Below are 13,932 nucleotides of genomic sequence, written 5' to 3' on the forward strand. Positions count from 1 at the left end.
CATTAAAAGTTGTGTATCTTTTTTTACTCCTATACTTACATCATCCATCGCACAATATTGTATTCATCTACTGTAGTTAAGCAGTAAACAAACTCATCAACATTTTCTATAACAATATATTGTTTGGTAGACCAAACAGTTGTATCTAGATTAAAAGCAAACTTTGATTCTCTTCAATATTTCCGGCATTATCCGATAAACGATAAATTACAATTAAAACCACAAAAAAGACAGATGAATCATCTGCCCTTCTCAAAGATCTAATTTTTTTGGCTACCATGTATCAATACTTCGAGTTAAAAAATAGACTTATTCGTTAATCTACATATTCCGCCGTACCCATAAACATAGTTTGTTGCTTTTCAAGGAAAATGAGATACATAAGGTTAGATTTTCCTTTTCAATGTAGATAGGTGTTGATACAATAGCTTTATATTTTTGGCATTAATTACATAACAATGGATTAATTGAGGTCTATTTTCATATTTCTTTACTCACATTTTAACAAATAATGTTATATTTTTAGAAACGCAGAAGAAAGTAGGATTAAGAATGGAAAAGAACAAAAAAATGTTTATTATTTATTTATTAGGTGTCTTTGTTGGAGCTATGGATAATGGCATAGTAAATCCAGCATTATCAATTATAGGTGATTACTTTTCCATAAGCGAGAACTGGGGTATTTGGAGTTTTACTATTTTTACACTTTCATATGCTATTACTGTGCCCATTACTGGAAAATTAGCCGATGATTATGGTGGAAAGTTCGTAGCATTTTTCGGAATAAGCTTATTCATTGTGGGTTTAGTATTATCGTGTATAACGTCAAATTACATAATTTTTCTACTAGGAAGAGTATTGCAGGGTATCGGTGGAGGTTCGCTAATTCCTATTGCTAATGCAGAAGTCGCCAAGATGTTCGACAAAAATAAACAAGGCAAAGCATTGGGAATCGTAGGCTGCGTGTACTCTGTCTCAATGGTATTAGGTCCTCTTGTTGGCGGACTTATTATTAACTATTTGTCTTGGAAATGGATATTCTTAATTAATATCCCAATATTAATTTTAATGTGGGTTGTGCTTTTAAAAGATGTTTCATTTAAACAAAAGGTTAAGGTTACAGTAGATATAAGAGGTGCTCTTTTTTTAAGTTTAGCGACTCTATTTATTATGATTGGTATTACTAACTCCTATCCCATAGCATTTATTATAGGGTTTTTCTTTGCGAGTATATTTTTAATTTCAGAATCAAAACACAAAAATCCAATCATTAACGTAAAATTACTAAAAGGTAAAAATTATTCATTAGTTCTTTTGCTTAGTTTCTTAGCTGGTTTTTTATATGTGATACCCTTAATCGTTCCACTTATAGGTGAAAACTTATTTGTTATGGAAGCAGGTACTTCAGGTTTTTTATTAATACCAATAACTTTAATCGGCGTTGTATCAACATTGTTAGGTGGAATGATTGTAGATGTAATTGGTCCCAAGAAGACTTTGATATTAGGATTCATAATTGTTTTGTTATCTAGTTCCCTTCTATATCTTATTAAAGGGGGTATTCCCCTTTTTATTATTTCTACGATGCTATTTGGATTAGGAGGTGGCATAGTAATTGGCTCACCTATTAAAACACTAATCATACAATTGTCCCCTAGTAAATATTCGAATGCTTCAATATCACTAGTAACATTATTCCGTTCAATTGGTACTACAGTTGGCGGAGCAGTGTCGGGGTATTTATTAGCTAAAGTATCGGGAGGCATAGAGGTGTTATTCATTACAGCGATTACGATGTGTATTTTTTGTCTCCTCGTTCTATTATTGATTGATGATAAAAATCAATATATAAAATTAAAGAGTGGTAGAGCTGCATAACTAGGCGCATCTTCTGTTACGCTACTAAGTTACCGATTAAATTAATTCATTATACAAAAGGAAAAAATGAGGGTTTCTGTGGTAGGTGCTACTGTTGCAACAGCACTCACTTTAGATTTATAGGAAACAATATTCATATCAAAAAAAAGCATGGATACCATGCTTTTTTTAAAATTATTCTATACTAAATGATAATTTACCTAGTCTCACACGAACGATGTCGCAAGCCAGCAGGATGAGCTTCAAAAGATTTTCAACAGGATTGATGACCTCTATGTCGATCGATCAGGCGAAGCCATGCTTCTACAACATCGATTTGGGCTCGATAAAAGTTCTTGATGGCATCAGCTCCCTTGCCTTGAAACTGATCATCTAGAGTAACGATGTCATTGCATTTTCGTTTTACCTGTTCAAGCTGTTCTCTGAGATTTATACACTCTTGTGACTTGACATCATTTAAATGAAATAATTGATAAAAAAAGGAACATTCACCTATTTGATGATATTCCAATGGGATAAAAACACTGATTAGTAAAATGACTCTACTCTTATTCTACTAGAAAAAATAGAGTCACCTTTTTCCTATCATAAAAGTATTTATTAAAAAAAACCCCAAATTAGTACCGAGAGCATCAAAGCTATCGAAAGACTGAAGAAATAAAAGCGTCCCCTTCTCTTATTTTCTCACCATCCCATAAAATACCCCGCTATCGCTGGAAAACTCTCGAATTCCCTCCTCATGTCCCGAAACGAAATCACCTCATTTCCTCTTGAAAGCTCGAAATCGAGGAAATATTCGTGACAGGACAATGGGGTTTGACGAAATGTTTCGGTATAGTATTGGCTTGCCTGTTCCTGGCTGTGAGCAAAGATAAACACATATTTATTCTGGTTCATTTTTAGTGAGTAGATGCCAATCTTTTGAAAACTTAAGACATTGTTTTCAATCATTTCCGCTACTTTCTGATGATCTGCTTGATCAAGGTCTATTTTGGATATGTTGTCATCTAATGATATTTTCTGTTCTGTAAGTAAATGGTGGATGTAATGGGCCAATGAGGATTCTTCTAAACGTATAGAATCCAGGTAAAGATCTTTTACAATCACGTGATATCACCTCGATCTGAGAATTTTTATCCTATTCTTAACGGGCAGTTAGCCCCCCACCTCTTGACTCAAGAGAAGCAAAGAAGAAGTTTAATGGATAACTGCGCGTAAAGGTCTGATAAGTTTCGTTACTATTCAGTGAGGAGTGAAGAAAACCCCCACTGATAGAAGTCTCGCTTTATCACCTTACGTCTTCGTTCTTAAAGTTATTGCTGGGTAAGCCTCAGTTCCTTTTGCTCCTCAATCTTTCCTGTATACTCGTTGTAATTCACTGCAATGGTTCCAACTGGCCCATTTCTGTTTTTCGAAACAATGATTTCAAGAGAATGATTCTGGGTTTCCTTGTCATAATACGCTTCTCGGTACAAGAACAAAATGACATCAGCGTCTTGTTCAACACTGCCCGATTCTCGAATATCAGACATCATCGGCCGTTTGTTGGCTCTTGATTCCACCGATCGATTTAGCTGGGCAAGACAAATGACTGGACAATGAAAATCCTTTGCCATCGTTTTGATCGATTTGGATATTTCAGTTACTTGTAAATGGGCATTACCTCCGTAAGATTCACTTGAAAGGATGAGTGTTAAGTAATCGATAAAAATGATGGGTTTTTTGTTTGGGAATTGATTTATCAATTTTCGCGTTTTCGCTCTCATCTCAGCAATCGTTTGTCCAGCACCATCAAAAATTTGCATATGAGTTTCATTGAGCTCACCAATCACGTCCGACCATTTATTCTTTTGGCGTTCACTTAGCATTCTTTTCGGATCCCGCATTTTTGTACGGTTAAAGCTCCCTGTCGAAGCAATTAATCGAGTGGTTAGCGACTTTTCAGGCATTTCCAAGGAAAAGACGAGTGGCAGAAAGCCCGTCCAACCCGACATTTTTGCAAAATGAAGCATGACATCGGTTTTCCCCATTGACGGTCTTGCCGCCACAATCGTCACTTCCCCATCCTGAAAGCCTCCTGTCACTTCGTCGAGCTTTTTAATACCAGTTGTTGCACTTTTTAAGTTGATTTGGTCCTCCCATGGTGCCTCATAGATATTTGTCAACGCTTGTTGTAAGGAGGTATGATCATCCATCTTCGTTTGGTTAATTTTATCCAATTCGGCAACAACCTTAGCAATCTCCCAATCATTGTTTGCTGCAATGGTTAAAATGTTTTTCTTTTCCCGTTCCTTCCAAAGATCGAGAATAAGCTTCTCAATTCCTTCAAATTTCTCCACGTCCGCAAATGATAACAGCTCCGAAAGGTAAGACATTCCGCCTAATGATTTGAGATCAGGTAAGGTTGTCATTGTGATTAAATCAACATTCTTACCTGCTTCTTTTAACTCCAGCATTCTTCGCATTAATTCTCTATGCTGTGTACGTTCCAGATGTTCAGGTTGGATGACGGTATCCTTGAGTAGGTACTCGGCCTTCATCAGGCTTCCTAAGAATGCTTTTTCAGCAATACCCATCACTCTTCACCTGCAGTTAAATCAAGTTCAAATCCACTCGGAATCGCTCGCCCACTAGGTAATGATTCAGTCGATTGCTTATGCACATGGTTTTCGTTCTCCTGATAAGAGTCAATTTCTTCAACGGTCAGTAAAGATTCATTTTCCCAGTTTTTAAGAATCCCAATGACATAGTTTAGCTTTCGCTTGTTATTCGCACAGGCTATAGCCAAGGCTTTTAACACCACATCTTTCGACTGTAAAAAGCTAGAATCATCTAACCAAGATAACAGCTGCTCTTTCGCATTCACGTTTGAAAAACCAAATCCATTGCTGTCCCAAAACTCAACAATTTCTTTCACATCTTTTGTTTTTTGATTTTGTGATTGGTCCTCGATGTCTGGATTATTCTCTTTATTTAGGTTAAAGGCTTTTTCTTTTTGGCCAGGTATCGTATCAGGAGGTAAGATTGTATCATCAACTTCATCACATTCAGTAACTGGATATGTATCATCTTCAATTTGTTGGCTAATTTCCTTCTCTAAATCGTGTTTAGAAAAAGATTCATATAGACTACGAATTTCCTCTTTATTAATAGTTTCGGCAACATATGAAATAAGCGAGAGATCCTCGACTTCTTTTAATTCAGTATTAATACAATCCATAACAGGTTTACCGCCCTTATGAAGGTTATATTTCCCCCAGTTTTTAATGGCGAGTTCTCTTGTTTCAGGATTGTAACGGATCAGCTTGTGATGCCGGGTGAATCGTTCCATTAATGAATGTACACTCTCAAGCGAATAACCCAAATCAAACGCCATTTGTTTCTTCGTAATTTTATAGATTCCAATTTGAGTCGTATTTGGATTCGTAAGTAGATAAAGGTAAAAATACTTATCCTCCGGGGTCATCTCTTCTAAAGCAATCGGGTTTTTCCAAAAATCAGTACGCACCATACGATATTTTGCCATTTACAATCACTACCCTTTCTTCTGAATATTCTTTTCATACTCTATATAGCGAAAAGTGAGGGGAAAAGTAGCGTATGAAAATGTGAATTTTTTGTGACAATACCATTCTGTGTGACTATTAATCTCTTGTTTAGTTAAAAATAATTTGTATAATGTTTTCATTTTCAAAATAAAAAACGTCCCTTACAATGTGTAAGAAACGTTTGTATTCTATATTCAGTTACCTATGGAAATTTTGAACAGTCACTCCAGAAGAAATCTATCATCTCTTTTACATCTTTTGATTTTTAGTTTTACGATTGATCATCTATTTCTGGATTATTCTCACTATTAGGGTTAAAAGCTTTTTCTTTTTGTTGTTGTTTTTCTTTTTCTTTTTCTTTTTCTTTTTGCCCACGTATCGTAGAACGACTCATGAAACCATCGTCTACTTCAACACATTCGGTTTCTGGATTCTGTTATTATCTCCCGTAGCTGATGTAGTTAGAGTAAAGGTAGTAGATCGCTAGGATCAGGATCTCATGATACTCACCAGACTTTTACACTAAGAAATCTTTGGTTATACTAATTATAGTAAAAGCATTAACTAAAAAAGACTGTTCGGTGCTCGAACACCAAACAGTCATGCAATAACTAGGTTCCCCTCAAAGGGATATGCGTTGTTGGGTCAATAACTCACCCTATTGCACTGTCAAAGCTCAAGGGTGGGTTATTTTTTGTCACTAAAAGATATGATGGTCAACACCAAACTAGCAAATGCTATCATAAGCATTATTGTTTGAAAAACTGTCATCATATGCATTACCTAATGGTATTTGTTGCAATTTATTTTTGGAATTAACGATCGTATTAATTACCATTCCAATGATAGATTAGTTGCACAACACCAGAAGAGAACGTTCTTGTATTAACCATTTTTAAATTCAACCTCTGTTTAATATCAATAAACAACGGTTTTCCTTCTCCCAAAATAACAGGGTGAATAGATAATCTAAATTCATCAACAATCCCTAAATTGATAAAAGTAGTAATAAGACTTGCTCCGCCATATAGCCAGATGTCTTTACCAGGCTTTTTCTTTAGTTTTAATACTTCTTCAAGAATATTATCATTTATGAATATTGCTTTATTATCGGTCTCTTTTAGTGTTTTGGAAAACACATATTTTTCTTTACAATGTACTAATTCCCAAATTTCTTTTTCAGTATCATCAATACTTTCAGGAGTAAATTGTCCCCATAAATCGTAGCTTTTTCTTCCATAAAAAATCGTATCAATTTGGTTTAAGAAATGAATAAACTCCATCTCAGAGTCCATGATGCACCAATCAACTTCTCCATTTTTCCCTTCAATAAAACCATCTAAAGTAACTGCTAAATCTAAAATAATTCTTCTCTGTTTTACGAAATTTGACATAACTCTCCCTCACGTTATCATACAGATTTAATGTTTGGACCATTAAAAATAAGTTCCCCCATAATAACTGGTCAATATAATGTATGGTAACATAAAATCCTTTAGAATGAGGTGGAACGGTGTATTTTTTAAAACCTATTTCTGATGAGGTTCGTTTATCTCAAAACATATTCAATACACATAAAAAAACGATGAGACTCATTTTAGTATCTATTTTTGCCTGTATTGCTGCTATTCTCCAGGCTGCTGGTGGCTTTTTACCAGGTATAGGATATTTTTTAAGTCCGCTTTCCACTGCACCTATTCTGTTATGTTCCATGTTTTCCATTCCATTTGGAATAATGTCCTATTTTCTGACAATTATGTTGTTATTCATCCTACAGCCAACTGAACTAATTGTTTTTCCTTTTACAACAGGCTTGTTGGGACTTGGCATAGGGGCATCTTTTTCCTTTTTTAGGAAGAGAATAAGTATTATTGCTACTGGTGCAATGCTTTTAATGTTAGGAATTATGTGTCTACTATTTATTTTTCACTTTCCAGTTTTAGGTCCGACCGTCCCTGATTCCTTTTCATTTCTTACAACAGGAAGTATCTTTTTATTTGCTTTCCTTTATAGCTGGTTATGGGTTGAAATGGCTTTATTCCTTTTTAAAAGATTAAAAATGAGTATCATTTAGTGATCCTACAAATCACTCCGGTCTAAAAGAACACTACCCATTTTTTCAGGCGGTTAAAAGATCCCAAGGTCGGTGATGTACATTTCATTTTATTTGCCAAATGGATAATATGAATTGGCCTTTCTAACCTTCTACATCAGTTAAATTTGCTGGGAGTTTGTTGTTCAATTTTGTAAGAAAACCTCGATTAAGACTATATTATCTAAGGTTTGCAGGGACTTTTGTAGAGCAGTCTGAAATTCTGTTAGGCTCCTAGCCTGCTTTCCTTTTATTCCTAATCCTTCAGCTAATTGAATATAATCTGTGTTCGCAAAGGTCACACCGTAACTTTCTCCAAATAACTTATCCATTTGCTGCTTTTCAAGTTTTAACATTGAATCATTTATTACAATGATAATAAATGAAAGGCCTAACCTGGAGGCAGTTTCTATTTCAGCAAAATTCATTAACGCCCCACCATCTCCAGTAATACATAGGACCGGGTCATTAGGACAAGCAAGTTTAGCCCCGATAGAACCTGGTATGGCTATTCCCATAAAAGCAAAACCGTTTGATATGATTAACCCATTTGGCTTTTTTGGCTGAAACGTTCGGGCGATTGACACTTTATGGGCTCCGACATCTGAAATAACAATGCTATTTTCCGCTGTGTAATCTTCTATACAGTGAAGCATATTTTCAATGGTAAATGGTAGATTAGTCGGTTTTAGTTGATTCCTATTTATTTGATAAGCAGTAAATAATCTTTCCTTTAGATTTCCGAAAGGTTCCCAAGACTTGGTAGGTAATTCGAATTCATTTAGTAATTGGAGTATTTTCTTTATGTTCCCAACCAGTTCACACTCAACAGGATAAAATTCATTTGTTTCTGCTGGTAATGAATCAATATGTAAAACTGGTATTTTTCTTCCATTCCACTCTTTTGGCAATTTTTCAACAAAGTCAAAACCAATAGTTATTAATAAATCAGCCTGGTTAATACCGGTTAAAACCTCATCATCCTCATTAAACCCGAATGTGAAATAATTACAAGGGTGTTCTTTATCTAATACACCTTTTGCCATAAAGCTGTGAGTAACAGGGGATTGAAGGGTATTAATAAAGGTTAGGAACTCAAGGGTTGCATTTTGTCTAAGTACTCCATTTCCTATTACTATAAATGGTTTTGTACGGTTATTAATTAGGGTAAAGGCAGCCTTGATAGCTTCCATAACAGGTACACTCTCAGGTAATTCCCTTACTGGCAATGGCTTATTAGGAATCATTTGAGATGAAAAATTCTCTGGTAACGTAATCGCTACCGATCCTGGCTTTTCCATCATAGCCAATCTGAACGCATTTCGAATGATAGCAGGTACAGTCTGTGAATCCTTGATTTGTGTACACCACTTTGTTACTGGTTCAACTATTTTTATAATGTCTAAATATTGGTGAGATTCCTTATGATTCCGCTCCACATCTGCTTGTCCAATTAATGCTAGCAAGGGTGAATGATCGAGTTGTGCACTAGCAATTCCAGTCAAAAGGTTTGTAGCCCCTGGGCCCAAGGTGGATAAACATACACCCACTTTCTTTGACAATCTTCCATAAACATCCGCCATAAAGGCAGCACCTTGTTCATGCCTCACATTGACAAAGTGAATTTTTTTAGATTTTGCTAACGAATCTGCTAGATCAAGAGTCTCTTTGCCTACGATCCCAAATACGTATTCTACACCTTCATTTTCCAAACAATTTACGATCAGGTCCGATACCTTCATAGTGGCCTCCTTAAAAGACTTGTTTTTTAGGATGCAATAATCAAAAGATTATTAATTCTTTATTGATTAAATGTATTTTATAAGGTAAGTATATAAAGTTCTTCTTGATTAGTTTGATTCAATACCCTGAAAAATAAACAACCAAGGGAGCATGATTGCTCCCTTGGTTTATTTTGGATTCAATTAAATTCATTCATGGAACGATTTCAAAAACGGTGCCTTTGTTAAAATCAGTCACTTTCATTGAGCCATAAACCCCTAAATATAAACTAGTTTGATTCAGATTCGCTCCCAAACTTATATAATAGGCTGATTGAGAGCCAAAATCATAATCAGTTTGAATCACACTAAAATCATTTTGTTTCCCATCGGGTCTCACCCTGGTATAAGCTAATGCCCCTCGAACCTGCGATTGAGATTCTTTCCGGGCAAGATCGGTAAACACAACGCTTCCTGTTAAACCAGGGATTCTATTCCCCATATAGGCTTGCATTCCTGTAAGTGCAGTTCCTCCAAACTTATTGGGTCTGGTATCTATATGAAAATAACTAGTTAAAGGCTGAAGACGACTCCCTGAAAGTGCTACTGATTCATTGTAATAAGCAATGGTTTTCTTATCCAAAGTCGAATGATTCGTACAGCCACTTATGGTCGAAGTAGGAAAAGTACCTTCCCACCCCCGCCAGCCAAAGTTAATAAATCCTTCTTGGTCAGGAACAGAATTCATGAGGGTAGCTTGAATTAGATGTGTAACCGGTATGGGTTTATAATGATCGAATGAAAAAATTGACTCGACCAAATCCTGTCCGACATTTCCCACATATTTAATATACTGATGATTAAACCGTTGAAATGAAATGCCTGGTATATTGCGAACCCCTTTGGCCATTACCGTGAGCGTTTGTTGAATAGTTGCGGGAAGTTCATTAAAACGAGTGACACTGGGGGGATTATTGATGTATGTATTCATACCTACATCAATTTCAATTATTTTACCAGCGATTTCTAAATCGTCTTGGCTTAAGTTAAATGGATCATAGCCTGACCCACCGTCTCCGGTTGTTAAAACAAGCTTTCCTGTTTCAGGTGAAAAGTTTAAACTATTGACACCATTATGATTCGAAAATGGTCTTCTTAAGTTAAGTAAAGTTCGTAGTTTTTGCGGCCCGCCATTCGATTGTAAAATCCATTCTTCAACTGTATCAATATGATCATATTGAGTTTCTCTATTTATCCACCTTAGGTTTAACGTGCTAGGATCACACGGGTCAGGTTTAAAATCTTCAGGAAGAGCACCTGGACCTTGTGTTCCAGCTACTGAATAATGAAGATAAAACAGACCGTTATAATAAAAGTTGGGATGGAACGCTAGCCCTAGCAATCCTCGTTCATCATATCCACCACTAGAAGCACCTAGTTTTATGACACGCGGGCGAATATCTAAAAAAGTCCTAATTTCTCCGTTTCCTATATAAAGGATCTCTCCTAGCTGGGTTGCAATAAATAATCTTTCCATTGAGTCACCTGGTAGTATCGCTGTTTTCAAAACAGTGGGTAAATTTATCTTATGTACAATGGGCCGTAATCGAACTTTAACTTTTTTCAACAGCTTAACCTCCTTTATATATTTTTCTTTTATAAGAATATGATTAGAACAGATCCATAAGTACCTAATTAGGACCAGGGAATCTGACAATGCAAAGTGGCTAAAAACACAAGTTTTATTATTTTGCGGATATTCGTACCTGTAGTAACTTTACAACCCTCTCTCTAATTTGCCTCCATAATATCAAACCTTCATCATTATCTACTTTAAAATGTACTCCTGCGTATAAACGAGATTGAGCACCTTCCTCCATTATTTTTTTCTATTTAATGATTCTGGTGGATAGAAATAACTTAATATAACATCTGTACATCCTGCAATAGAGCGTGTGCAGAGGGATATGTAGGAAATCGAGGGGTTGTTAACACAGGAGACAGGTTGCTGCTATATTGATTTGGAAGTGCCACATCCCACAAATATTTTAAATACCATGGTATAACAAAAACATCATTAATAGCAGCATGATAATATCCTAGAATCCTAGCAGCATTCGGTGATCCTAGTTTGTACTTTTCAATTAAACTGAAAATAAAAGGAGTAATTCGCTTAGTTGCTTCTATTGAACCCCAATAGTTTTATATGAAAATATTTCCTAGGCAACCGCAACAATTTACATTTTATAACAAAAAATAGTAGGATTCGAGTTTCTCAATTAGTCCTTGACTTATTTGGTTAATACACAGTCACAAAAATGGGCAATAAACCTCCAAACATTTCTGTGAAAATCAATTCAAACACATGATCTCCTTACCAGATTAAAATATAATCTCTAATTCTTGTTTTACCAACTTCCTCTTCCCATTCCGGTATTTGTCTCTAAAAGATATGTTTTAACAAAGCTTTTAACAAATAACGAATAGGTCACTTGTTATTTTCCTTACGAATTCATATGCTCGTTTGTATGTTAAAACGGTGATTTAACAGTGAAAATAAAAGACCAACCTTATAGAATTTGATCTTTAAAAAAGTAAGTTATTTGTCATTTTCCCCCTAAAATGAACCAGGTAACTATAATAAAACCGTATTTTTAGAGTACATTTTTTTACAGGCTACTTATTTAACTTCAAGTAATATTAACTTAGACATTGTGGGACAATAGTTAGAGCTTAAAATACTTGGAAAGGAGTAAATAATGCAAAAACAAAACATTTTATTTAACCTTGACGATACATTGTCATACTGTAATAGATATTTTAATCAAGTAATAGGTGAGTTCGCTGACCAAATGATCACATGGTTTGACTCTATAACCAAGGAAGAAATAAAACAGAAACAACTTCAAATTGATGTTACGGCGATTAGTCAGCACGGTTTAAAGTCGGAACGGTTTCCAGAGTCATTTGTTGGTACTTATAAATACTTTTGTGACTTAACAGGGAAGGAAAAGAGAAAAGACGAAATCCAATATTTAAGAGAGTTGGGGTTTAAGGTATTTGAAATTCCCGTTGAACCAATTCCATATATGAGTGAAACACTACAACGTTTAAAAGAAGAAGGACATGAATTATATTTACACACAGGTGGGGATGAGGCTAATCAAAGCAAGAAAATTGCCCAGTTAGAACTCGTTACATATTTTGAACATCGTATTTTTATTTCGGAACATAAAGATACAACAGCACTATCGGATATTTTAAAAACAATTAAAGCCGATCCTAAAGTAACTTGGATGGTTGGAAATTCATTAAGAACTGATATTGTCCCAGCACTTGAAATGGATATCCATGCAATATATATTCCAGCTGAAACAGAATGGGAATATAACGTTGTTGAAGTTAATGTTGAGCATACTAGTGTTTTTTTGACACTAAATTCACTTCAAGTAGTACCTGATGTCATTCATAAGCATATCCAACAGCATGCAATGTCAACTTATAGATAATACTTCAAGTTCGTAAAAAATGAAAAATAATTTTACCTAATGGAGATTGTACTATTCTATTACCTAGACCAGTGCGATTACAAAAAAGATAATTGCACTTTTTATACATGAAATCTGTTTTTAAGGGGCTCACCATGAATTAGTCGAGTAGAAGGGAACCTTTCTACCTTTTGCGTAGATTGTGTTCCTCTCCTCAAGTAATTGTAGTAATTAACATTGCTATTAACATACTCACCTGCAATCTATTTATTTAACTAATATTTCTGCAAAAAGGAATATAAATTCCTTCTTCAACCTCATCCATCATCAACCAGTTTACTTAAAAGTGTTGTTTAAGAATACGGCCCTAAATGGAAAATGAGCGCTTATCCTTGTTCCAGGTTCGTGACGAATCAATTAATATCCCCTAAAATCTTTTAACCTTCAAAATTCTTCCTTACTGTATGAACACCTTCCCGTTTATTTTTTTGCAAAAAAAGTCGACAAATGTAAAACGTTTATAACAGGAATTTAGAACATTTTGTAGAAATCAATGGTATTAGGCGCTCGGCATTTCACAACTTGAAACAATAAAGAGGGATGGTGATTGGTATGTTAAAATTGATCCGATATAAAGAGCAAGATATTATGTGTGAAAGAAAGCTTAAAAAGATTATGAAGCGTTTAGATATTGAAGAATTCAATTTTAATTGGGATCGTACAAGCTGTTATATTGAATTTCAATATAACGAAAATTCGTACAGGATGGAACACTCAATTCAAAAAGCAAAACGAAAAGGTCTTATCGTATTAAGGAACGGATTGGATTGTTTAATGGAGTTGGTCCAATCCCTTGAAGATCTGTGTGAAATCATTGAAAGAGGAACTTATAAACTCGAGACGTGGGTATCCGGCATGAAACAGTCATCTTCAATAGAAGAGAAACCTGAATTTGTAGAAGAAGTTCATATAAGATATAAGTCATTAGGGAAACAAAAACATTCCGAATATAATAGGAATGAGGAGTTTATTCATGTTGCACCTGAATCATCTCTAGAGGATTTTAATCCATACCAGAACATCCAACGATCTCAAAATGAATAGAGTCTTATTTGAAGAAGCCCTCTTCAATCATTACTAAGCTAAGTAGGAGAATAATAGTTTCCATCATAATTTAAATCAAATTCATTACCAATCATTTTCAA

At 35.0% G+C, this 13,932-nt stretch carries 13 protein-coding genes; 4 read left to right on the top strand and 9 right to left on the bottom strand.

The window, feature by feature from the left end:
• Nucleotides 1–552: 552 nt before the first annotated feature.
• Nucleotides 553–1,878, top strand: a complete 1,326-nt coding sequence (locus tag I7822_RS05780; RefSeq protein WP_207975963.1) for an MFS transporter — start codon at nt 553–555, stop codon at nt 1,876–1,878.
• A gap of 253 nt (nt 1,879–2,131) precedes the next feature.
• Here the strand turns inward: I7822_RS05780 and I7822_RS05785 are convergent, their stop codons facing one another.
• The 7 genes from I7822_RS05785 to I7822_RS05805 all read right to left on the bottom strand — a co-directional run bounded on the left by I7822_RS05785 (nt 2,132) and on the right by I7822_RS05805 (nt 6,820).
• On the bottom strand, nt 2,132–2,389 hold the full coding sequence (locus I7822_RS05785) for a T7SS effector LXG polymorphic toxin (RefSeq protein ID WP_207975965.1): 258 nt from the start codon (nt 2,387–2,389) through the stop codon (nt 2,132–2,134).
• Nucleotides 2,390–2,562: 173 nt separating this feature from the next.
• Nucleotides 2,563–2,985, bottom strand: coding sequence for a hypothetical protein (locus I7822_RS05790; protein WP_207975967.1), 423 nt, complete (start codon nt 2,983–2,985; stop codon nt 2,563–2,565).
• A gap of 206 nt (nt 2,986–3,191) precedes the next feature.
• A complete protein-coding gene (locus I7822_RS05795) occupies nt 3,192–4,454 on the bottom strand; it encodes a replicative DNA helicase (RefSeq protein ID WP_207975969.1) in 1,263 nt (420 codons plus the stop codon).
• Nucleotides 4,454–5,404, bottom strand: coding sequence for a DnaD domain-containing protein (locus I7822_RS05800; protein ID WP_243459284.1), 951 nt, complete (start codon nt 5,402–5,404; stop codon nt 4,454–4,456). Before I7822_RS05800 ends, I7822_RS05795 begins: the two co-directional genes overlap by 1 nt.
• A 293-nt stretch (nt 5,405–5,697) precedes the next feature.
• Nucleotides 5,698–5,820 carry a hypothetical protein gene (locus tag I7822_RS30165; protein WP_279381921.1) on the bottom strand — a complete coding sequence of 41 codons (123 nt, stop codon included), beginning with the start codon at nt 5,818–5,820 and terminating at the stop codon, nt 5,698–5,700.
• A 293-nt stretch (nt 5,821–6,113) separates the two neighbouring features.
• Nucleotides 6,114–6,206: a putative holin-like toxin gene (locus I7822_RS30600; RefSeq protein WP_372442109.1), complete on the bottom strand. Its 93-nt coding sequence runs from the start codon at nt 6,204–6,206 to the stop codon at nt 6,114–6,116.
• A 47-nt stretch (nt 6,207–6,253) separates the two neighbouring features.
• The gene (locus I7822_RS05805; protein ID WP_207975971.1) at nt 6,254–6,820 is read right to left on the bottom strand and encodes a dihydrofolate reductase family protein; all 567 of its coding nucleotides are present in this window, start codon (nt 6,818–6,820) and stop codon (nt 6,254–6,256) included.
• A gap of 119 nt (nt 6,821–6,939) precedes the next feature.
• Here I7822_RS05805 and I7822_RS05810 point away from each other — a divergent pair, with 119 nt between their 5' ends.
• On the top strand, nt 6,940–7,500 hold the full coding sequence (locus tag I7822_RS05810) for a hypothetical protein (protein WP_207975973.1): 561 nt from the start codon (nt 6,940–6,942) through the stop codon (nt 7,498–7,500).
• A 164-nt stretch (nt 7,501–7,664) separates the two neighbouring features.
• Here I7822_RS05810 and I7822_RS05815 read toward each other — a convergent pair whose 3' ends face one another.
• Together I7822_RS05815 and I7822_RS05820 are read right to left on the bottom strand one after the other, a co-directional pair.
• Nucleotides 7,665–9,260: an acetolactate synthase large subunit gene (locus I7822_RS05815; protein ID WP_207975975.1), complete on the bottom strand. Its 1,596-nt coding sequence runs from the start codon at nt 9,258–9,260 to the stop codon at nt 7,665–7,667.
• 193 nt (nt 9,261–9,453) lie between these two features.
• Nucleotides 9,454–10,866 (bottom strand): PQQ-dependent sugar dehydrogenase, encoded by a 1,413-nt coding sequence (locus I7822_RS05820; RefSeq protein WP_207975977.1) that lies wholly within the window; start codon nt 10,864–10,866, stop codon nt 9,454–9,456.
• A 1,132-nt stretch (nt 10,867–11,998) separates the two neighbouring features.
• Between I7822_RS05820 and I7822_RS05825 the strand changes: the two genes are divergently transcribed.
• Together I7822_RS05825 and I7822_RS05830 are read left to right on the top strand one after the other, a co-directional pair.
• On the top strand, nt 11,999–12,748 hold the full coding sequence (locus I7822_RS05825; protein ID WP_207975979.1) for an HAD family hydrolase: 750 nt from the start codon (nt 11,999–12,001) through the stop codon (nt 12,746–12,748).
• Between the two features lie 591 nt (nt 12,749–13,339).
• Nucleotides 13,340–13,831, top strand: coding sequence for a hypothetical protein (locus I7822_RS05830; RefSeq protein WP_243459285.1), 492 nt, complete (start codon nt 13,340–13,342; stop codon nt 13,829–13,831).
• Nucleotides 13,832–13,932 lie beyond the last annotated feature (101 nt).

It is taken from the genome of Metabacillus bambusae (assembly GCF_017497975.1).
GTDB classification, from domain to species: domain Bacteria; phylum Bacillota; class Bacilli; order Bacillales; family Bacillaceae; genus Metabacillus; species Metabacillus bambusae.

What these genes read in the sequence shown, in the direction of transcription:
- I7822_RS05815 (WP_207975975.1), bottom strand. Translation starts at nt 9,260, where the DNA reads ATGAAGGTATCGGACCTGATCGTAAATTGTTTGGAAAATGAAGGTGTA.
- I7822_RS05830 (WP_243459285.1), top strand. Translation starts at nt 13,340, where the DNA reads ATGTTAAAATTGATCCGATATAAAGAGCAAGATATTATGTGTGAAAGA.
- I7822_RS30165 (WP_279381921.1), bottom strand. Translation starts at nt 5,820, where the DNA reads ATGAGTCGTTCTACGATACGTGGGCAAAAAGAAAAAGAAAAAGAAAAA.
- I7822_RS05780 (WP_207975963.1), top strand. Translation starts at nt 553, where the DNA reads ATGGAAAAGAACAAAAAAATGTTTATTATTTATTTATTAGGTGTCTTT.
- I7822_RS05825 (WP_207975979.1), top strand. Translation starts at nt 11,999, where the DNA reads ATGCAAAAACAAAACATTTTATTTAACCTTGACGATACATTGTCATAC.
- I7822_RS05805 (WP_207975971.1), bottom strand. Translation starts at nt 6,820, where the DNA reads ATGTCAAATTTCGTAAAACAGAGAAGAATTATTTTAGATTTAGCAGTT.
- I7822_RS30600 (WP_372442109.1), bottom strand. Translation starts at nt 6,206, where the DNA reads ATGCATATGATGACAGTTTTTCAAACAATAATGCTTATGATAGCATTT.
- I7822_RS05795 (WP_207975969.1), bottom strand. Translation starts at nt 4,454, where the DNA reads ATGGGTATTGCTGAAAAAGCATTCTTAGGAAGCCTGATGAAGGCCGAG.
- I7822_RS05800 (WP_243459284.1), bottom strand. Translation starts at nt 5,404, where the DNA reads ATGGCAAAATATCGTATGGTGCGTACTGATTTTTGGAAAAACCCGATT.